This window comes from Curtobacterium sp. MMLR14_002 (genome assembly GCF_001864975.1).
GTDB lineage: Bacteria > Actinomycetota > Actinomycetes > Actinomycetales > Microbacteriaceae > Curtobacterium > Curtobacterium flaccumfaciens.
Genome location: NZ_MJGT01000046.1, coordinates 95,305 through 114,343, shown reverse-complemented (window position 1 = coordinate 114,343; position 19,039 = coordinate 95,305). Strand labels below are relative to the sequence as shown.

Here is a 19,039-nt window from a genome sequence, read left to right as displayed (position 1 = left end):
CTCCCGTCCGTCAGGTGGTGCAGCGGGGCTTACGCCTCGACCGCGACCTTCTCCGGGTCCTCGTTGGAGCCCGGCGCGCTCGGCGCGACCGCGGCGCGCACGCGCGCACCCAGGTCGGCGTCGACGTTCGTCCAGTAGGCGAACACGCGCTCGCGCAGGTCGTCGCGCGTCACCTTCGAGACGTGGCCGGCGATGTTGCCGACCAGGCGCTCGCGGGCGGCGTCGTCCAGGACCTCGCGGACGAGCGTGCCGGCCTGGCCGAAGTCGTCGTCCTCCGGGTGCAGGGTCGCGGCGGAACGCTGCAGTGCACCGTCGGACTCCCAGCCCGGGGCGTCGTCGGTCGCGTTCGGGTCGGCGTGCGCACCACCGAGCGAGTTCGGCGCGTACACCGGCACCTCGGACTTCTGGAAGTCGAAGCGCATGCCGCCGTCCTTCGAGTACGAGTGGACCTCGTTCTTCGGGGCGTTCACCGGCAGCTGGGCGTGGTTCGTGCCGACGCGGTAGCGGTGTGCGTCCGCGTAGCTGAAGATGCGCGCCAGGAGCATCTTGTCCGGGCTCGCCGCGATGCCGGGCACGAAGTTCGAGGGGGCGAAGGTCGCCTGCTCGATCTGCGCGAAGTAGTTCTCCGGGTTGCGGTTGAGCTCCATCGTGCCGACCTCGATGAGCGGGTAGTCCGCGTGCGGCCACACCTTCGTCAGGTCGAACGGGTTGAAGCGGTAGGTCGCGGCGTCCTCGTAGGGCATGACCTGCACCTTGAGGGTCCAGCGCGGGAAGTCCTGACGCTCGATCGCGGCGTGCAGGTCACGGATGTGGAAGTCCGCGTCCTCACCGGCGATGCGGTCGGCGTCCTCCTGCGTCAGGGTCTTGTGGCCCTGCTCGGTGATGAAGTGGTACTTCACCCAGAAGCGCTCACCCTCGGCGTTGATCCACTGGTAGGTGTGCGAGCCGAAGCCGTCCATCTCGCGCCAGCTCGCCGGCAGGCCGCGGTCGCCCATCAGCCACGTGACCTGGTGCGCCGACTCGGGCGACAGGGTCCAGAAGTCCCACTGCATGTCGTGGTCGCGCAGGTGCGAACCCGGCAGGCGCTTCTGCGAGCGGATGAAGTCGGGGAACTTGATGCCGTCGCGGATGAAGAACACCGGGGTGTTGTTGCCGACGAGGTCGTAGTTGCCCTCGGACGTGTAGAACTTCAGCGCGAAGCCGCGGGGGTCGCGCCAGGTGTCCGGGGAGCCCTGCTCGCCAGCGACGGAGGAGAAGCGGGCCAGCATCTCGGTCTGCTTGCCCGGCTGCAGGAACGCGGCGCGGGTGAAGCGGGAGACGTCCTGCGTGACGGTGAAGGTACCGAAGGCGCCGCCGCCCTTGGCGTGCACGACCCGCTCCGGGACACGCTCGCGGTTGAACTGGGCGAGCTTCTCGACCAGGTAGTGGTCGTGCAGCGCGAGGGGGCCGTCGGCCCCGACGCCCATCGAGTGCTCGTCGCTCGAGACGGGTGCGCCGCTGTTGGTCGTGGTGGTCGGGGTGCCGGTCGGCGTGTTCTGGTCGGACACGGTTCCTCCTGGAGGTGGGACGTTGGTTCGGTCAGGGGTGCTCGGGTGGTTCGGGGTCCGGCGCGTCGTGCGGCCGGTGCGGTGGGCGGTCGCCGTCAGGCGGGCGTGGGGGCGACGTCCGGGTCGTCGTGCTCTGCCCCGTCGCGCTCTGCCGCTGCGCAGCGCTCGCAGATGCCCCAGTAGGTGACCTCGGCGGTGGTGACCGCGAAGCCGTGGGTCTCGGAGGGGGTCAGGCAGGGCGAGTGGCCGACCGCACAGTCGACGTCCTCGATCGCGCCGCACAGGGTGCAGACGATGTGGTGGTGGTTGTCACCGGTGCGGCGCTCGTACCGCGCGGGGCTGCCGGCCGGTTCGATGCGGCGGACGAGCCCGACGCCGGTCAGCGCGTTCAGCACGCCGTAGACGGCCTGGTGACTGGTGGTCGGCAGCTCCACGGCGAGCGCGGTGACGATGTCGTCCGCGGTGGCGTGCGGCATCGAGTCGGTCGCTCGGAGCACCGCGAGTCGTGGGGTCGTGACCCGGAGCCCCGAGGAACGGAGCAGATCGGCGTCGGCGTCCATGCTGAGCCTTTCTTTTGCAGGAATCAAGACAACGCGTTCACTGTACACGAGCTTCTGCTGCCGACCAGCGAGGGGACGCATGCCGCCACCGGAATACGAAGTGTCACGATCCGGTCGCGATCAGCTGGGACGACACTGGACCGACCGTTCCGCACGCTAACGTCCGGACATGTCCACGAGCCAGGGTCTGCCTGAACAGGCGAACAGCACCGCGGACGTCCGGGGGATCATCGCGAAGCGGGACCTGGTCGTCGACCTCATCCGGACGGCCTGCGTCGTCCTCGTCGTCATCGTGCACGTCACGATGGTCGGCGTCGCCGCCGATGACCAGGGGGTGCGGGTCACGAGCCCGCTGCAGGAACTCCCCTGGTACGTCGCTGCCACCTGGGTCGGGCAGGTGATGCCGCTGTTCTTCGTGGTCGGCGGGTTCGCGAGTGCCGTCGGCTGGCGCAGCACCGTCGCCCGTGGTGCGCCGAGCCCCGCCCGCGACTCCCTGGCCACCCGCCTGGTGCGGCTGTTCCGGCCCGCGGTGCCGCTGTTCGTGTTCCTCGCGCTCGGGCTCGGGGTCGCCACGGCCGCTGGCACGCCGCCGCAGCTGTTGGCCGAGGTCGCGTTCGGCATCGGTTCGCCGCTCTGGTTCCTCGCGGCCTACGGCATCACCCAGTGCTGCGTCCCCGTGATGATGCGCCTGCACGAGCGAGCGCCGTGGGCCACCCTCGCCGTGCTGCTCGTGCTCGCCGGGGCGGTCGACGCCGTCCGCCTGGCCACCGGGGTCGCCGAGGTCGGGCTGCTCAACCTTGGACCGGTGTGGCTCTTCGCGCAGCAGCTCGGGTTCCTCTGGGCCGACGGGTGGTTCGCTCGCCGGTCGAAGGTGCTCCTGCTGGCCATCGCCGTCGCCGCGTACGCCGTGCTCGTGCCGATGACCTCGGTCGGGCTCTGGGCACCGGACATGCTGCAGGACCTCAACCCGCCGATGCTCCCGCTGGCGTTCCTGGCGATCGCGCAGGCCTGCCTGGTCCAGCTCGTGCACGCTCCGCTCACCCGGCTGATGCGCACGCGGGCCGCCCTCGGGGCCGTGTTCGTCCTCGGCCGCGACGGCATGACCATCTACCTGTGGCACCTGCCGCTGTTCATCGCACTGAACGGCATCGCCCTGCTCGTCGGGGTGCCGTTCCCGGCGCCGGGCTCCGGTCCGTGGTGGGCGTCGCGCATCGTCGCGCTCGTGGTGGTGCTCGCCGTCGCGATCGGGGTGGCCCGGGCCCTGCGCTGGTTCGACCGGCCGCTGCCCCGGCTGCTGCCGTCGGCCGACCGTCCGTCGTGGCCGGTCATCGCGGTCGCCGCCCTCTGCACGATCGGCCCGGCGTTCCTCGTGATGCAGCTGCACCTGTCGTTCGGTGTCGCACTCGTCGGCGCCGTGGCCGTGCCGGTGGGCGTCTGGCTGCTGTCACGGACCGTCCCGGCACCCGGGGTCGCCCGGATCTGAACCGGTTCTCACCGTCGCGGGGCCACGACGGACCCCCGGTGGCCGCCGGGCGGGCGGAGGATGGCTCCGGCGGCGCGAAGGACGAGTCCGCCTGATCCCCAGGAGGCTCCCCACGCCGTCGACACCCGAGTTCTGGAGCACCTGGCGCTTCGACCCCCTGGCGGCGGTGCTCCTCGTCGTCGCCGCGGTCGCCTACGGCCGGTGGGTCGTCGGCGCGGCTCGACGGGGTGCCCGGTGGCCGTGGTGGCGCACGCTCGCCTTCGCCACCGCGCTCGTGCTGTTCGGCGTGCTGCAGTTCGGCATCGTCGGCGTCGACGACGAGCGGTTGCGCTGGGCGTTCGTCCTGCGGGCCGCCCTGCTCTTCTTCGCGGTCCCCACCTTCGCCGCGCTCGGTGCGCCCGTCGCACTGCTCCGGATGGGAGGCCCGGCTCGCCTCGCGCAGGTCGCCGACGCGGTCATGGGGTCACGACCGGTGCGCCTGCTCGGCAACGCGATCGTCGCCCCGCTGGTCGCGCTCGCGCTGTTCGCCGTCCTGCTCACCCCGTTCTCGGCGGTGATCCGGGAGTCCCCCGCCTGGGCCGCCGTCATCACCGTGACCGTGCCGGCACTCGGGTTCGGCCTGCTCGCACCGCTGTCCGAGGTCGGCGTGCTCGTCTCGTCGACGTTCGCCACGGCCGAGTTCCTGCTCGCGTTCGTCGAGCTCGTCATCGACGCGGTGCCCGGCATCGTGCTGCGGATCACGAACCACGTGCTCGACGGGTCCCTCGTGCCGGTGGTCGGGCGGGCCTGGTACCCGTCGCCGCTGCAGGACCAGCACCTGGCGGGCGACCTGCTGTGGTTCATCGCCGAGGTGGCGGACATCCCCGTGCTCGTCGCCCTGTTCATCCGGTGGCAGCGGACCGACCGCCGCGAGGCCCGGGACGTCGACGCCCTGACCGACGAGCAGATGGACGAGCTGACCCGAGCGCACCTGCAGCGCCGCGGCTGAGCGTCGGGGATGTCCCTCGTCCCACTTCGTGAGCAGCAATGGTCGGGTGCCCGAAGGCGACCCGACCATTCCTGCTCACGAAGTGCGCTCGTGCCCTACTTCGACGGGGCCCCCGCGGGCTCGGCGTCGGGCTGCGTGGTGACCGAGCCGGTCTGCTGCCACGCGACGGTCTGCTTCGGCTTCGCCAGGAACAGTGCCGCGACGATGGCCACGATCAGCACGATCGCCGGCAGGTAGAGCGACTCACCCATGGCCTTCGAGAACGGCTCGAGCAGGAAGCCCGGCAGCGCGCCGACCTGCTGCTCCGCGCCACCGGCCGTGGCCCCACCGGACGACGCCGGGAAGTTCGCGGTGATCCGGGCCTCCATGAGGGCGGCGATGCCGGCGGAACCGAGCACCGCACCGATCTGGCGGGTGGTGTTGTAGACGCCCGAGCCGGCACCGGCCAGCTTCGGCGGCAGGTTGCGCGTCGCCGAGACGGACAGCGGTCCCCACATGCAGGCGTTGGCGAGGCCGAGGAGCGCGCTCGGCAGGAGCACCCAGCCCCACTCGGCACCGCTCGACAGCAGGGCGCCGAACCAGAACAGGCCGACCGAGAAGCAGGCGAGCCCGAACGAGGCGACCCAGCGCGGGTTCCAGCGGTTCAGGTTCTTGCCGACGATCGGCGCGAGCGCGGCGGACAGCACGGCCTGCGGCACGAGGAGCAGCGCGGCCTGGGTCGGCGAGAAGCGCAGGACGTCCTGGGCCCACAGCATGATCGGCAGCGCGAACGAGGCGATCGCGACACCGACGGCCGTGATGGCGACGTTGGCCAGCGTGAAGTTGCGGTCCTTGAACAGGCCGAGCGGCAGCAGCGGCTCGCCCTTCTGCACGCCCTGCCAGACGACGAAGCCGGCGAGCACCACGAGACCGACGATGATGAGCGACCACACCGAGATCGGGCCGGCGATGACGCCCCAGTCGTAGGTCTCGCCCTCCTGGATGCCGAAGACGAGCAGGAACAGGCCCGCTGCCGACAGGAAGATGCCGAGGTAGTCGAAGCGGTGTCCGTGCCGCTCGAACGACGGCACGAAGCGCTGCGCGAGCACGAACGCGACGACACCGACGGGGACGTTCACGAAGAAGATCCACTCCCAGCCGAAGCCGTCGACGAGCAGGCCGCCGACGATCGGGCCGACGAGCGACGCGACACCGGCGACGGCGCCCCAGAGGCCCATGGCCGCGCCGCGGTTCTGCGGCGGGAAGATGCGCGTGATGACCGACATGGTCTGCGGGCTCATCATCGCGGCGCCGAGGCCCTGCACGACGCGGGCGACGATCAGCACCTCGATCGAGCCGGCCAGGCCGCACCACAGGCTGGCGAGCGTGAAGACCACGAGGCCGATCTGGTACATGACCTTCGGGCCGAAGCGGTCACCGAGCCGGCCGGTGATGAGCAGCGGCACGGCGTAGGCGAGCAGGTAGGCGCTCGTCACCCAGATCACGGAGTTGATGTCCGCGTCGAGCTTCTGGGCGATGGTGGGGGTGGCGACCGACACGATGGTCGAGTCGACGAGGATCATGAAGAACCCGACGACGAGTGCCCACAGGGCAGGCCACGGCTTCTTCTCGGTCGTCCGCGGAGGCGTGACGGTGGTCATCGAGTGGTTTCCTTGCTGTTCGTGGTGGTGTCTGCGGACGCGACGGAGGCGTCCCAGGAGATGTGGCCGGCGGCGATCCGGTCGGCCGTGGCGGCGAGCCACTCGATCTGCGTCGTGAGCATGGCACGCACGTACGACACGTCGAGCCAGTACCGCTCGGGCAGGACCTTCGCTCGGACGATCCCGAGGATCTCGTCCGCCTCGTCGCGCTGGGCCTGGAGTGCGGTGACCCGCGCACGGAGGGCGGACTCGGCCTCGTCGACCGACAGGTTCTCGATCTCGGCGACGGCCAGGTGGAAGACGGGGTACTCCTCGGCCGGTTCGGCGATCAGCCGGACGAGCCCCTCGTGCAGGGCCGTCCACCCGTCGTCCGTGATGGCGTAGGTGGTGCGTTCCGGACGGTTGCCCGCCCGGTCGGTCCCCACGACCTCGGCGAGGCCGAGCTCCACCAGGCGGCCGACCTGGTGGTACAGGGTGCCGGGCCGGACCTTGACGTTCCGGCCGTCCCGTCGGTGCGTCATCGTCTGGAACATCTCGTAGGGATGCGTCGGCCCCTCGGCCAGGAGCCCGAGCGCGGCGAACGCGAGTGGCGTGAGCGACGGCACACGTGCCTCCAGTCCGCTTGTTCGTTGTTGACTATTCGAAGTGGAATATACGCGTTGGAACAGACATGAACAACCGCACAGCAAGGGCCGGTCTGGAGGCCCGTGGCCGTCCCGGCGTGTCGCGCGCGCCCCGTAGACTGGTCGCGTCCCCCCACCCCTGAAGTGCTGGAGAGAACACGTGCCAACGATCGTCGTCGAGGTCATGCCCAAGGCCGAGATCCTCGACCCCCAGGGGAAGGCCGTGGGCAACGCCCTGGCCCGCCTCGGCAAGGCCGACCTGACCAACGTCCGCATCGGCAAGCGCTTCGAGGTGACCGTCGACGGCCCCGTCGACGACGCCAAGCTCGCCGAGGTCCGCGACATCGCAGCCGACGTCTTCTCGAACGCGGTCATCGAGGACGTCGTGTCCGTGACCGTCGAAGGCCAGTGACCCGGATGCGCATCGGCGTCATCACGTTCCCCGGCTCGCTCGACGACCGCGACGCCCAGCGCGCCGTCCGTCTCGCCGGTGCCGACCCCGTCGCCCTCTGGCACGGCGACCACGACCTGCAGGGCGTCGACGCCATCGTGCTGCCCGGCGGGTTCTCGTACGGTGACTACCTCCGTGCCGGCGCGATCGCCGCGAAGGCCCCGATCATGGCCGAGGTCATCGACGCCGCCGGCAAGGGCATGCCCGTGCTCGGCATCTGCAACGGGTTCCAGATGCTGGCCGAGGCCCGTCTGGTCCCCGGCGCACACACCCGCAACGCGCACCAGCAGTTCATCCGCCGCGACCAGAAGCTCCGCGTCGAGACCACCGCGACCGCCTGGACCTCCGGCTTCAGCGCCCAGCAGGAGATCACCATCCCGCTGAAGAACGCCGACGGCCGCTTCGTCGCGGACGCCGACACCATCAAGCGCATCGAGGACAACGGCCAGGTCGTGTTCCGCTACGTCGGCGTGAACCCGAACGGCTCCATCGACGACATCGCCGGCGTCTCGAACGAGCGCGGCAACGTCGTCGGCCTGATGCCGCACCCCGAGCACGCGACCGAGGCCGGGTTCGGCCCGGACACCCCCGCTGCGATGGCCTCGGGCACCGACGGCCTGACCTTCTTCACCTCCGTGATCGAGCACGCGCTCGTCAAGTGACAGGGAACAACGACACCGTGACGACACCCGTTCGCCCGAAGCCCGACACCGTGCAGGACGCGGCAGCCACCCCGGACAAGGAGCAGCCGTACGACGCGCTGGGCCTGAAGCCGGACGAGTACGCCCGCATCAAGGAGATCCTCGGCCGCCGCCCCACCTCGGGCGAGCTCGCGATGTACTCGGTGATGTGGAGCGAGCACTGCTCCTACAAGTCCTCGAAGAACTACCTCCGTCAGTTCGGCAAGAAGGTCACGCCGGAGATGACGAAGAACCTGATGGTCGGCATGGGCGAGAACGCCGGTGTCGTCGACGTCGGCAACGGCTGGGCGGTGACCTTCAAGGTCGAGTCGCACAACCACCCGTCCTACGTCGAGCCGTACCAGGGCGCGGCCACCGGTGTCGGCGGCATCGTCCGCGACATCATCTCGATGGGCGCCCGCCCCGTCGCCGTGATGGACCAGCTCCGCTTCGGCGCGATCGACCACGAGGACACCGCACGCGTCGTGCACGGCGTCGTCGGTGGCATCTCGTTCTACGGCAACTGCCTCGGCCTGCCGAACATCGGCGGCGAGACCTACTTCGACCCGGTGTACCAGGGCAACCCGCTGGTCAACGCCCTCGCGGTCGGCGTGCTCCGCCACGAGGACCTGCACCTGGCGAACGCATCCGGTGCCGGCAACAAGGTCGTCCTGTTCGGTGCCCGCACCGGTGGCGACGGCATCGGCGGCGCGTCGATCCTGGCGTCCGACACCTTCACCGAGGGCGGCCCGACCAAGCGTCCGGCCGTGCAGGTCGGCGACCCCTTCGCCGAGAAGGTGCTGATCGAGTGCTGCCTCGAGCTGTTCCAGAAGGACCTGGTCGAGGGCATCCAGGACCTCGGCGCCGCGGGCATCTCCTGCGCCACCTCGGAGCTCGCGAGCAACGGTGACGGCGGCATGCACATCTCGCTCGACGACGTCCTGCTCCGCGACCCCACGCTCACCGCCGAAGAGATCCTGATGTCGGAGAGCCAGGAGCGCATGATGGCGGTCGTCCGCCCCGACAAGCTCGACGAGTTCCTCAGCGTCGTCGGCAAGTGGGAGGTCGAGACCAGCGTGCTGGGCGAGGTCACCGGCACCGGCCGACTCGTCATCGACTGGCAGGGCCAGGAGATCGTGAACGTCGACCCGCGCACCGTCGCCGTCGACGGCCCGGTCTACGACCGCCCGGTCGCCTACCCCACCTGGATCGACGCGCTGCAGGCCGACACCGCTGCCTCGCTCGACCGCCCGGCCGACGGCCCCGCGCTGAAGGCACAGTTCCTCAGCCTGCTCGGTTCGCCGAACCTGGCGTCGAAGAACTGGGTCACGAACCAGTACGACACCTACGTGCTCGGCAACACCGCGCTGTCCTTCCCCGACGACGGCGGCATGATCCGCGTCGACGAGGAAACGGGCCTCGGTGTCGCCATCGCCACCGACGCGAACGGCCGCTACTGCCAGCTCGACCCGAAGCAGGGTGCCCGTCTGGCCCTGGCCGAGGCGTACCGCAACGTCGCCGTCACCGGTGCCGTCCCCGCCGCCGTCACCGACTGCCTGAACTTCGGCTCCCCCGAGAACCCCGAGGTCATGTGGCAGTTCTCCGAGGCGGTCGAGGGTCTGGCCGACGGCTGCATGGAGCTCGGCATCCCGGTCACCGGCGGCAACGTGTCGTTCTACAACCAGACCGGCTCGACCCCCATCCACCCGACGCCCGTCGTCGGCGTGCTCGGGATCATCGACGACGTCGCCAAGCGCGTGCCGTCCGGGTGGCAGGACGACGGCCACAACATCTACCTGCTCGGCACCACGAGCCTCGAGCTCGACGGCTCCGCGTGGGCCGGCACCGTGCACGGGCACCTGGGCGGGCGTCCGCCGGCGGTCGACCTCGAGCGCGAGAAGGCCCTCGCCGAGCTGCTGTACGCGGCGTCCGGCGAGCAGCTGCTCACCAGCGCGCACGATCTTGCGGACGGTGGCCTCGGCCAGTCGCTCGCCGAGTCCGTGCTCCGCTTCGGCATCGGCGCCCGCGTGGTCCTCGACGAGCTCGAGACCCGCGACGGCATCGACACCGCGACCGCGCTGTTCTCCGAGTCGACCGGTCGCGTCATCGTGACCGTCCGCCGCGAGGACGACGTGCGGTTCCAGGGCATGTGCGACGGCCGGGGCTTCCCGGTGCTGCGCATCGGCGTGACCGACGCGACGTCGAGCACGCTCGAGGTCCAGGGCGCGTTCGAGGCCACGGTCGACGAGCTGCGCGGCACCCACGCCGCGACGCTGCCGGCCCGCTTCGGCGACGTGATCGTCGAGGACGTCACCGAGGGGTACGTCGGCCGCGGGCCGCTCGACTCCGACGGTGCCTTCTCGCCGCGCACCGACGCCTAGGCCCGGGTCGCGGATGCCGATCGTCACCCTGCCCTTCGCCGAGCTCGTCGACCGGTTCGGCCCCGTGCCGGACGGGATCGAGCTGGACGTCTGGGACGTCGAGTCGCCGTACGGTCGCCCGGACGACGTCGCGATCACGTTCCTGCCGTTCTACTTCGAGGGGCGGCACCGCTGGCAGTTCGTGCACGACCTGCCCGAGCTCCAGCTGCTGCAGCTGCCGAGCGCCGGGTACGAGCACGCCGTCCCGCACGTGCCCGGTCACGCGCAGCTGGCGAACGGTCGCGGCATCCACGACGACGAGACCGCCGAGCTCGCGGTCGGCCTCGCGCTGACGTCGCTCCGTGAGATCTCGGCGTTCCAGGTCGACCGTGCCGACGGCGTCTGGGACTCCCGCGAGACCCGATCGCTCGCCGACCGCCGGGTGACCGTCGTCGGCTACGGGGCGATCGGGTCCGCGATCGCCACCCGGTTCGAGGCGTTCCGCACCGAGGTGACGGTGGTCGCCCGGACCGCTCGCGAGCAGGACGGCCGGCACGTGCACGCGTTCGGTGAGCTGCCCGAGCTGGCTCCGACGACCGACGTGCTCGTGCTCATCGCGCCGCTCACCGCCGAGACCGAACGCCTGGTCGACGCGGAGCTGCTCGCGGCGCTGCCGGACGGCGCCCTCGTGGTGAACGTGGCGCGCGGCAAGGTCGTCGACACCGACGCCCTGGTCGCCGAACTGCGGTCGGAGCGGCTGTTCGCGGCACTCGACGTCACCGACCCGGAGCCCCTGCCCGCCGGACACCCGCTCTGGACGACGCCGAACACCGTGCTCACCCCGCACGTCGGCGGCAACACCGACCTGAGCGTGCCGCGGTCGATCGAGCTGATGCGCAAGCAGGTCGCCGCGCTGGCCGAGGGTCGCCCCTTCGAGAACCTGATCGAGTTCTAGCCGGACGCGGCTCCGAACACGACGGCGTCTCGCTCGCCCGTTCCGACGTCGCAGCGCTGTCCAGACGCCGGCGTATCGCTGGCACGCCGCGGTGTCGTCGAGACGCCGCCGAATTCGGGGGCGTCTCGACGACTTCGGGGCGTCACACGAACACGCCGGCGTCACGCAAGCACGAACACGCCGGCGTCACGCGGCACGAACACGCCGGCGTCAGAGTGGGACGACGCAGGTCGGGGTGCCGACCGGGATCTGCGCGACGGCTTCGCCGGGCATGCCCTCGGCGTCGAGCGGCAGCACGGCGACGGCGTCGGACATCTGGTTCGCCACCAGGACGAACCCGGGCACGCGAGCGAAGTGTCGCGGCCAGACCCCCCCGCAGGGCACCGACCCAACGACGGCGAGCCCGCCGTCACGCGCGTCGAGCACCACGAGCAGGTCCCGCCCGCGCACGGCCACGTACACGCGGCCGGCCTCGTCGACCTCGATGTGGCTGAGCAGCGACTCCCCCACGGCACCGTCGAACGTCGGCACGGCAGCGATCGTCACGAACGACCCGGAGTCGTCGCGGCGCAGGCGGTGCACACGCCCGTCGAGTTCACCGGCGACGAGCAGGTCACCGTCGATCCAGGCCATGTGCCTCGGGCCGGCGCCGGGGGTCACGTGGTGCACGCGGAGCGCCTCGATGTCGGGGACCCCGTCGGCCGACACCGTGACGCGGAACTCGTGCAGGGCATCGCCGCCGAGGTCGGCGACGAGCACCGTGCCGTCCGGGGTGGCGATCGACTGGTGGGCGTGCGGGCCGTCCTGGCGGTCGTCGTCAGGACCCGTGGCGTCGGGCAGCACGGCGACTGCGACGGCCTCGGCCGGCACCGAGCGCTGGTCGGTGTCCCCGTGCAGCACCACACCATCGCTGGCGGTCACCGACGCCGCGTGTGACTCGGCCGGGGCGAGGGAGATCGCCGTGACCGTGCCCGAGACGTAGTTCGTGACGACGAGCGCGCCCGAGGGGTCGATCCGCACGTGGCACGGGGCGTCTCCGCCGGCGGGGGCGTCCCACAGGTGCTCGAGTGCGCCGCCCTGCAGCCGGAAGGCCGACACGGCGCCGTCGTTCGTCTCGGAGACCGCGTAGACCCGGTCACCCGAGACGGCGAGGAACGAGGGGTCGTCGAGCACCGCGGCGGTCCGGGGTGCCGGAACGGCTCCGACCGGGCCGGCGTCGACCAGCGAGATGCCCGTGGCGTTGCCGCCACCGGTCGCCGTGTACGACCCGATGAGCAGCGACGGCAGCTCGGCGCTCATTCGTCGCGGCCCGCGATGCGCTCGTGGTGGTGGATGACCTCGGCCACGATGAAGTTGAGGAACTTCTCGGCGAAGGCGGGGTCGAGGTGGGAGTCGGCGGCGAGCGACCGGAGCCGTGCGACCTGGATCCGTTCGCGGTCCGGATCGGCGGCCGGCATGCCCGACTCGGCCTTCAGGTGCCCCACGCGCTGCGTGTACTTGAAGCGCTCCGCGAGCATGTGGATCACGGCGGCGTCGATGTTGTCGATGCTCTGCCGGATGCTCCGCAGTTCGGCGACGGCGCTCGCGTCGGCCTCGGGCAGGGTGACGTCGTCGTTCATGGTCCGAGCCTACTGGCGGACGTGCAGCGGAACCCGGCCCGCTGCTGCGAGAATGTGCACATGTCGGTCCTGCTGGTGATCTCGGGTGTCTGTGCGGTCCTCGCGGGCCTCATCCACGTGTACATCTTCTTCCTCGAATCGGTCATCTGGACCAGTCCGCAAGCGCGCCGGATCTTCGGCATCGCTTCCGAGACCGAAGCCGTGGCGACCCGTTCGCTCGCCTTCAACCAGGGCTTCTACAACCTGTTCCTGGCGATCGGGGCGATCCTGGGCGTCGTGCTCGTGCTGGCCGGCAACACCGTGAGCGGCTGGACCCTCGTGGTGTTCTCGACGGCGAGCATGCTCGGCGCAGCGGTGATCCTGGTCGGCTCGGGTCGCAAGTACGTCAACTCCGCGTTCAAGCAGGGCACGCTCCCCCTGATCGCGCTGCTCTTCGCGCTGCTGGGCTCCACCATCGGCGTCTAGCCCAGCCCCCCGAACTGCGAAAGCGACAGGGTGCCACCGAACATCGGCGACACCCTGTCGCTTTCGCGGTGCTGACCAGCGGTGCTGACCAGCAGAACCGGCCAGCAGCGACGACCTGCTCTAGCCGAGCTTCTCCTCGAACTGCGCCGGCAGCTTGTCGAGCGCCCACTCGATCGCAGCCGTGGTGCCCATCGAGAACGCGGACGAGACGTCCTTGTCGTCGAAGACGATCGAGTGTCCGGCCTCGACCGACGGCACCTTCTGGAACAGCTTGTTCGACGAGGCCTCCGACGCATCGACGTAGATCGGCAGGATCAGCGTCAGGTCGGCGTCGAGCAGGTCGAGGTTCTCGTCGGACAGGTGCACGGAGAACTCCTTGCCGGCCTGCTCGTCGATGGCCTTCGGGATCTCGAAGCCCAGGTTCCGCATGAAGGTCGAACGGCTGTCCGTGGAGGCGTACGCCCCGAAGCCCTCGGAACTGTAGGCACCGACGACGGCCGTCTTGCCCTCGAAGTCCGGGTGCGCCTTGCGTGCTGCGGCGTAGGCGTCGTCGAGGCCGGAGAGCAGCTTCTTGCCCTCGGACTCCTTGCCGAGCGCCTTCGCGATCATGGTCGTCTGCTGCTCGGTCGACGCGAGGTAGTTCGCGCCGCCCTTCGGGATCGCCACGGTCGGCGCGATCGCGGAGAGCTTGTCGTACCGCTCCTTGTCACCCGAGGACTTCACGTCGAGGATCACGTCGGGGTTGAGCTTGAGGATGTCCTCGTAGCTCGGCTCGAGCGTCTGGATGATCTTCGGGGACTTGTCGTACGCACCCTTGAGCCACGGACCGACACCGTCGCCGCCGAACGCGAGCCAGTCACTCGCGCCGACCGGCTGCACACCGAGTTCGAGCGCGGTCTCGGCGTCGCCCCACCCGAGCGCGACGACGCGCTTCGGTGCCGACTCGATGGTGGTGGTGCCGAGGCCGGTCGTGATCGAGACCGGGAACGCGGCGTCGGACGACCCCGACGACGCCGAGTCGGTCGAGGAGCCGGAGCCGGACGCGCAGCCGGCGAGGACGAGGGACGCTGCGACGACGGCGCCGGCTGCGGCGAGCACGCGTCGGAGACGCAAGGGAGAACGGTTCACGAAGGGTAGCCTAACCTAACGGGGTGCGCAGGAAAACGGCTGGCTAGGCTGGGTGACCGTGGCGTTCACCGATCCAGGCCGCACGCACCTCGCGGTGCTCGGCTCCCCCATCGCGCACTCGCTCTCGCCCACGCTCCACGCTGCGGCCTACGATGCGCTCGACCTGCCCTTCACGTACGGGAGGCACGAGGTCGCGTCCGGCGAGCTCGCCGCGTTCGTCGCGGGGCTGGGTCCGGAATGGCGTGGGCTGAGTCTCACGATGCCGCTCAAGCGCGAGGTCCTGCCGCTGCTCGACCGCACCACCCCGCTCGTCGACGAGCTCGGGGTCGCCAACACGGTCGCGTTCCGCCACGAGGGCTCCACGCTCGTCCGAGCCGGCGCGAACACCGACGTACAGGGGCTCGTCCGCCCGGTCGAGGCACTCGGACACCTGCCCGGCGAGGCCACGATCCTGGGCGGCGGAGCCACCGCGGCGAGCGCCCTGACCGCTGCCGTCCGGCTCGGGGCGTCGCTCGTCCGGGTGTTCGTCCGCGACACCGCGAAGACCCGTGCGCTGGTCGACCTGGCCGTCCGGCTCGGGGTGACGCTCGAGGTCCACCCCCTGACCGAACTCGCCGGCACCCACCACGGGTTCGTCCTCTCGACGCTGCCGGGTGGTGCCGCCGACCCGCTCGAGTTCCGGCCGTCGGGGCCGGACGCCGTGCTCTTCGACGTCGCCTACGAACCGTGGCCCACCGTGGTCGCCAGCCGCTGGACCGACGCAGGGGGTCGCGTGCTGAACGGCCTCGACATGCTCACCGAGCAGGCGATCGGGCAGATCCGGTTCTTCCTGACCGGTGACGAGGACGAACTGCTCCCCGACGAGGCCGGGGTCCGCCGGGCGATGCGCACCGCGGTCGACCTGCCCGCAGTCATCGGCAGTTAGCCGGCCCCGGCAGCGCTCGCTCAGCCGCGGGACCGCGCCTCGGCGTCGAGCAGCGCGACGGAGACGTCCCACAGGCGATCGGCCTGGTCCGGATCGAGGGCCCAGGGCAGCACGCCGTGCAGGCCGTCCTCGATCCGCTCCACCACCGCCGCTTCGTGGCAGTCCTCGAAGTACCGGCCCGTGACCCCGTCGAGTTCCGGTGCGGTGGCGAGCAGGACCGAGGTCGCGGCTCCCTGCTCCGGGGACTTCACGGCGTCGGCCGCGGCGATCTTCGTGGCGGCCAGCACCTCCGGGTCCCAGTGCTTCTGCAGCCCGGTCCAGATCCCGCCGGGCATGAGGGCGTTCGCGGTGATGCCGTCGGCGGCCCACCGGCGGCCGGCAGCGACGGCGAACAGCACGTTGGCGGTCTTCGACTGCCCGTACGCGAGTCCGGGCTCGTAGCGGCGCCGGCGGAAGAACAGGTCGTCGAACACGACGGGCGAACCACCGTGGCCACTCGACGACACCGAGACGATCCGTGCCGAACCCGAGGCGGCCAGGGAGTCGTGCAGCCCGAGCGCGAGGGCGAAGTGCCCGAGGTGGTTGGTCGCGAAGTGCGACTCCCACCCGGCGGGCGTGTACGACTCGGGCGCGTCCATGATGCCCGCGTTGGCGACGAGCACGTCGAGCGGCCCCGACCACGCTGCGGTGAAGGCCTCGACGGAAGCCGGCCGGTCCAGGTGCAGCTCCACGACGGCCGGTGCTTCCGTCCCGGTCGTCCGGGCGATGTCGTCCGCCACCCGTCGGCCGGCATCGACGTCCCGCACCGCGAGCGTCACGCGCGCTCCGGCTCCGGCGAGTGCTCGGGAGGTCTCCTCGCCGATGCCGGACGCCGCACCGGTGACGATCGCCGTGCGCCCCGACAGGTCGAGGCCGTCGACGACCTCGGCGGCCGTGGTCCGGTCGCCGAAGCGGGTGAGGTCGCGTTCGGGCATGTGGGCTCCTGTCAGCTGGCGTGGTGCGCAGTCATCAGGCGACCACGCCGTCCACGTAGAACCATCGTCCCTGCTCGCGGACGAAGTCGCTCGTCTCCTCGAGCGTGCCGCGCTCGTCGTCGGAACGCCACCACGCGCGGAACGTGACGGTGCCGTGGGAGTCGAACGGGCCTCCCGAGGTGGTCGCCAACACGTCCAGCCGGGTCCAGCGCTGGGTCGGGTCCAACTCGAGACCCGCGGGGCGGGTGCGCGGGTGCCAGGTGAGCAGCAGGTACTCCGGCAGGCCCAGCGCGAAGGCGCTGAAGCGGGAGCGCATGAGCCGTTCCGCGGTCGGTGCGACGGCCCCGGCGTGCAGGGGGCCGCAGCACTCGCCGTAGGGGTTGCCGCTCAGGCAGGGGCAGCGCGTCGTGTCGGTGACCACCGGCCGAACGCTAGTCGACGATGGACAGCGTGACGGTGATGTTGCCGCGGGTGGCGTTCGAGTACGGGCAGATCTCGTGTGCACGCTCGGCCAGGCGCTGGCGCTGCTCCTGCGGGGCGTTCGGGGCGTAGACGTCGAGCTCCACGGCGAGACCGAAGGCGCCGTCGCCGGTACCGCCGATGCCGACCTCGGCGGAGACCTCGGCTCCGGTGGTGTCGACCTCGAGCTCCTTGCCGGCGGCGTGCAGGGCACCGAGGAAGCACGCGGCGTACCCGGCGGCGAAGAGCTGCTCGGGGTTCGTGCCCTCGCCGCTGCCGCCCATCTCCTTGGGCGGGCGGGTGTCGAGGTCGAGCCGGTCGTCCTCGCTGCGGACGTGTCCGTCGCGGCCGCCTCCGGTGGCGTGGGCAGCGGCGGTGTAGACGATGTCGAGACTCATGGTCCGAGGTCACCGTGCTCGCCTGGACGAACCCTGAGCGGGAGCACCACGTCGCGGGTGCGGCGGCTCCGGGCGCAGGGCGCTCGGGCGTGTCCGGGTGGGGCGGCGCGGGGCCGGCGCGCGGTGCGGGTGCGAGCGCGTCGCTTGGTGAGCAGAAGATGTCGGGTGCCCCGCCCGCACCCGACATCTTCTGCTCACGAACGCGGGCGCCCGGGCACCTGGCGCCCTCACCGGGTAGACATGATTGATGTTCACGCTCGGCTGGCAGGTCTTCCGCCGGCACGTCACGGACGTGCTGGATCCGGCACGCGTCCGCCGTGCCGCCCTGTGGTCCGGCATCGCGGCGGTCGTCGCGCTGGTCGGCATGGCCGTCCTGGAGGCCCGGGTCGACTGGACGGGGACCACTCCGGTCCGCAGCGTGGTCGCGATGGTGCTGCTGGCGCTCGGCGTCGGACTGCTCACCTTCGCGTGCATCCCGACGTGGCAGCCGCCGGACCCCTCGACGACGATCAACGGTCGGCAGGTGCGGCCCTCGTGGCAGCTCGCCGCCCGGGGAGCCACGCAGCTGTACGTGCAGCGTCGGCCGGTGCCGGTCCTGCCGGAGCACCGCGAGATCGTCCGCACCGACACCGTCCTGCTGCGGCGGGGGTTGATCGGCACGCTCGCCCGCGTCGCACCGTTGCTCGGTTCGGGTCTCGTCGCCGTCCTCGGGGCGTTCGTCCTCGGGCCCGCCAGCTGGTTCCACGTGCTCTTGATCGCCGTGTACACGATCGGGTTGTCGGAGTACTTCGTCCACCTCGGCCGCTCCGAACGAGCCCGCCTGGCCGCCGAGTCCCTCGACCCCGCACCCGCACCCGCACCCGCACCCGCACCCGAGACCCCCGCGCGCCCCACTTCGTGAGCAGAAGCGGTCGAGTCGCCGTCGGGCACTCGACCATTCCTGCTCACGAAGCGGAACAGGACACCCCGACGCGCACCACTGTCGGCGGCGACGGGCACACTGGGCGCATGTGTGGAAGGTTCGTCGTCTCCGACACCACGGCCGATCTGTTGCCCGAGCTCATGGGCGAGCTCGCCGCCCGGACCGAGCACGTCGACGAGGACACCGGCGAGGTGCACCCCGGCCTCGCCCCGAGCTGGAACGTCGCCCCGACCAACCCCGTGTACGCCGTCCGCCAGCGGCACGGCGAACGGGAACTGCCGCAGATCAGCTGGGGCTTCGTGCCGAGCTGGGCGAAGGACTTCCAGAAGCAGCGCCCGAAGCCGATCAACGCCCGCATCGAGACGGTCGCGACGAGCGGCATGTTCAAGCGGGCCTTCGCCACGAACCGCTGCATCGTCCCGGCGCAGGGGTACTACGAGTGGGTGGTGCGCGAGGACGGCAAGGAACCCCACTTCGTGCACGAGCCCGGCGGCGCCCTGGCGATGGCCGGCGTCGTGAGCGCCTGGCCCGACCCCACGAAGCCCGAGGGCGACCCGGACAAGTGGCGCCTGTCGCTCGCGATCATCACCCGTGACGCCCACGTCGCCCCGGGCGAGGTCCACGACCGCATGCCCGCGTTCCTGACGCCCGACGGTTACGACGACTGGCTCGGCGGCGACCTGCACGCCGACGACCTGCTGGCCCTGCTCGACCACGAGTCGCTGACGGTGGCCGCGGGCCTTGCGCAGTACGAGGTCTCCCGCACGGTGAACAGCGTGCGGAACGACGGACCGCAGCTCATCGCGCCCGTCGCGTAGGCGGTCGCGCCCCGCGCGCGGACAGGAGGCCCGGATCACCGCAG

At 71.1% G+C, this 19,039-nt stretch carries 20 protein-coding genes; 10 read left to right on the top strand and 10 right to left on the bottom strand.

Going from position 1 to position 19,039, the window contains the following annotated elements; all coding sequences use genetic code 11:
• Positions 1–29 precede the first annotated feature (29 nt).
• Entirely contained in the window at positions 30–1,547 is a 1,518-nt protein-coding gene (locus BIU91_RS04495; protein WP_071404390.1) for a catalase, read from the bottom strand.
• A 95-nt stretch (positions 1,548–1,642) separates the two neighbouring features.
• Complete coding sequence (locus BIU91_RS04490) at positions 1,643–2,107, bottom strand: Fur family transcriptional regulator (RefSeq protein ID WP_071404389.1); 465 nt, start codon at positions 2,105–2,107, stop codon at positions 1,643–1,645.
• Positions 2,108–2,276: 169 nt separating this feature from the next.
• Between BIU91_RS04490 and BIU91_RS04485 the strand changes: the two genes are divergently transcribed.
• Positions 2,277–3,590, top strand: coding sequence for an acyltransferase (locus BIU91_RS04485; protein WP_071404388.1), 1,314 nt, complete (start codon positions 2,277–2,279; stop codon positions 3,588–3,590).
• Positions 3,591–3,756: 166 nt separating this feature from the next.
• Positions 3,757–4,578, top strand: coding sequence for a cytochrome c oxidase assembly protein (locus BIU91_RS04480; RefSeq protein WP_071404387.1), 822 nt, complete (start codon positions 3,757–3,759; stop codon positions 4,576–4,578).
• A gap of 95 nt (positions 4,579–4,673) precedes the next feature.
• Here the strand turns inward: BIU91_RS04480 and BIU91_RS04475 are convergent, their stop codons facing one another.
• On the bottom strand, positions 4,674–6,218 hold the full coding sequence (locus tag BIU91_RS04475) for a DHA2 family efflux MFS transporter permease subunit (protein WP_027465025.1): 1,545 nt from the start codon (positions 6,216–6,218) through the stop codon (positions 4,674–4,676).
• Positions 6,215–6,823 (bottom strand): PadR family transcriptional regulator, encoded by a 609-nt coding sequence (locus BIU91_RS04470; protein WP_071404386.1) that lies wholly within the window; start codon positions 6,821–6,823, stop codon positions 6,215–6,217. Before BIU91_RS04470 ends, BIU91_RS04475 begins: the two co-directional genes overlap by 4 nt.
• 178 nt (positions 6,824–7,001) lie before the next feature.
• Here BIU91_RS04470 and purS point away from each other — a divergent pair, with 178 nt between their 5' ends.
• From purS to BIU91_RS04450, 4 genes are read left to right on the top strand one after another with little or no spacing between them, the layout of a single operon-like run.
• Entirely contained in the window at positions 7,002–7,253 is a 252-nt protein-coding gene (gene purS / locus BIU91_RS04465; RefSeq protein ID WP_017886272.1) for a phosphoribosylformylglycinamidine synthase subunit PurS, read from the top strand.
• Between the two features lie 5 nt (positions 7,254–7,258).
• The gene (gene purQ, locus BIU91_RS04460) at positions 7,259–7,954 is read left to right on the top strand and encodes a phosphoribosylformylglycinamidine synthase subunit PurQ (RefSeq protein WP_027465024.1); all 696 of its coding nucleotides are present in this window, start codon (positions 7,259–7,261) and stop codon (positions 7,952–7,954) included.
• Between the two features lie 17 nt (positions 7,955–7,971).
• On the top strand, positions 7,972–10,353 hold the full coding sequence (gene purL / locus BIU91_RS04455; protein WP_231495638.1) for a phosphoribosylformylglycinamidine synthase subunit PurL: 2,382 nt from the start codon (positions 7,972–7,974) through the stop codon (positions 10,351–10,353).
• A gap of 13 nt (positions 10,354–10,366) precedes the next feature.
• Positions 10,367–11,287 carry a 2-hydroxyacid dehydrogenase gene (locus BIU91_RS04450; protein ID WP_071404385.1) on the top strand — a complete coding sequence of 307 codons (921 nt, stop codon included), beginning with the start codon at positions 10,367–10,369 and terminating at the stop codon, positions 11,285–11,287.
• 210 nt (positions 11,288–11,497) lie between these two features.
• Here BIU91_RS04450 and BIU91_RS04445 read toward each other — a convergent pair whose 3' ends face one another.
• Together BIU91_RS04445 and BIU91_RS04440 are read right to left on the bottom strand one after the other, a co-directional pair.
• A complete protein-coding gene (locus BIU91_RS04445) occupies positions 11,498–12,586 on the bottom strand; it encodes a beta-propeller fold lactonase family protein (protein WP_071404384.1) in 1,089 nt (362 codons plus the stop codon).
• Positions 12,583–12,906: a chorismate mutase gene (locus tag BIU91_RS04440; protein ID WP_071404383.1), complete on the bottom strand. Its 324-nt coding sequence runs from the start codon at positions 12,904–12,906 to the stop codon at positions 12,583–12,585. The genes BIU91_RS04445 and BIU91_RS04440 overlap by 4 nt, the downstream gene beginning before the upstream one ends.
• Before the next feature lie 60 nt (positions 12,907–12,966).
• Between BIU91_RS04440 and BIU91_RS04435 the strand changes: the two genes are divergently transcribed.
• The gene (locus BIU91_RS04435; protein WP_084740587.1) at positions 12,967–13,371 is read left to right on the top strand and encodes a DUF1304 domain-containing protein; all 405 of its coding nucleotides are present in this window, start codon (positions 12,967–12,969) and stop codon (positions 13,369–13,371) included.
• Positions 13,372–13,491: 120 nt separating this feature from the next.
• On the opposite strand, the gene BIU91_RS04430 is transcribed toward BIU91_RS04435, so the two are convergent.
• A complete protein-coding gene (locus BIU91_RS04430; protein ID WP_071404382.1) occupies positions 13,492–14,499 on the bottom strand; it encodes an iron-siderophore ABC transporter substrate-binding protein in 1,008 nt (335 codons plus the stop codon).
• Positions 14,500–14,557: 58 nt separating this feature from the next.
• On the opposite strand from BIU91_RS04430, the gene BIU91_RS04425 reads away from it, so the two are divergent.
• Positions 14,558–15,424, top strand: coding sequence for a shikimate dehydrogenase (locus BIU91_RS04425; RefSeq protein WP_071404398.1), 867 nt, complete (start codon positions 14,558–14,560; stop codon positions 15,422–15,424).
• A 20-nt stretch (positions 15,425–15,444) separates the two neighbouring features.
• On the opposite strand, the gene BIU91_RS04420 is transcribed toward BIU91_RS04425, so the two are convergent.
• From BIU91_RS04420 to BIU91_RS04410, 3 genes are read right to left on the bottom strand one after another with little or no spacing between them, the layout of a single operon-like run.
• Positions 15,445–16,398 carry an SDR family NAD(P)-dependent oxidoreductase gene (locus BIU91_RS04420; protein WP_071404381.1) on the bottom strand — a complete coding sequence of 318 codons (954 nt, stop codon included), beginning with the start codon at positions 16,396–16,398 and terminating at the stop codon, positions 15,445–15,447.
• A 34-nt stretch (positions 16,399–16,432) separates the two neighbouring features.
• A complete protein-coding gene (locus BIU91_RS04415) occupies positions 16,433–16,819 on the bottom strand; it encodes a YchJ family protein (protein ID WP_027465017.1) in 387 nt (128 codons plus the stop codon).
• A gap of 10 nt (positions 16,820–16,829) precedes the next feature.
• Positions 16,830–17,255 (bottom strand): organic hydroperoxide resistance protein, encoded by a 426-nt coding sequence (locus BIU91_RS04410; RefSeq protein ID WP_071404380.1) that lies wholly within the window; start codon positions 17,253–17,255, stop codon positions 16,830–16,832.
• A 247-nt stretch (positions 17,256–17,502) separates the two neighbouring features.
• On the opposite strand from BIU91_RS04410, the gene BIU91_RS04405 reads away from it, so the two are divergent.
• Positions 17,503–18,156, top strand: a complete 654-nt coding sequence (locus BIU91_RS04405; protein ID WP_071404379.1) for a hypothetical protein — start codon at positions 17,503–17,505, stop codon at positions 18,154–18,156.
• A gap of 107 nt (positions 18,157–18,263) precedes the next feature.
• A complete protein-coding gene (locus BIU91_RS04400; protein ID WP_071404378.1) occupies positions 18,264–18,995 on the top strand; it encodes an SOS response-associated peptidase in 732 nt (243 codons plus the stop codon).
• Positions 18,996–19,039: the final 44 nt, after the last annotated feature.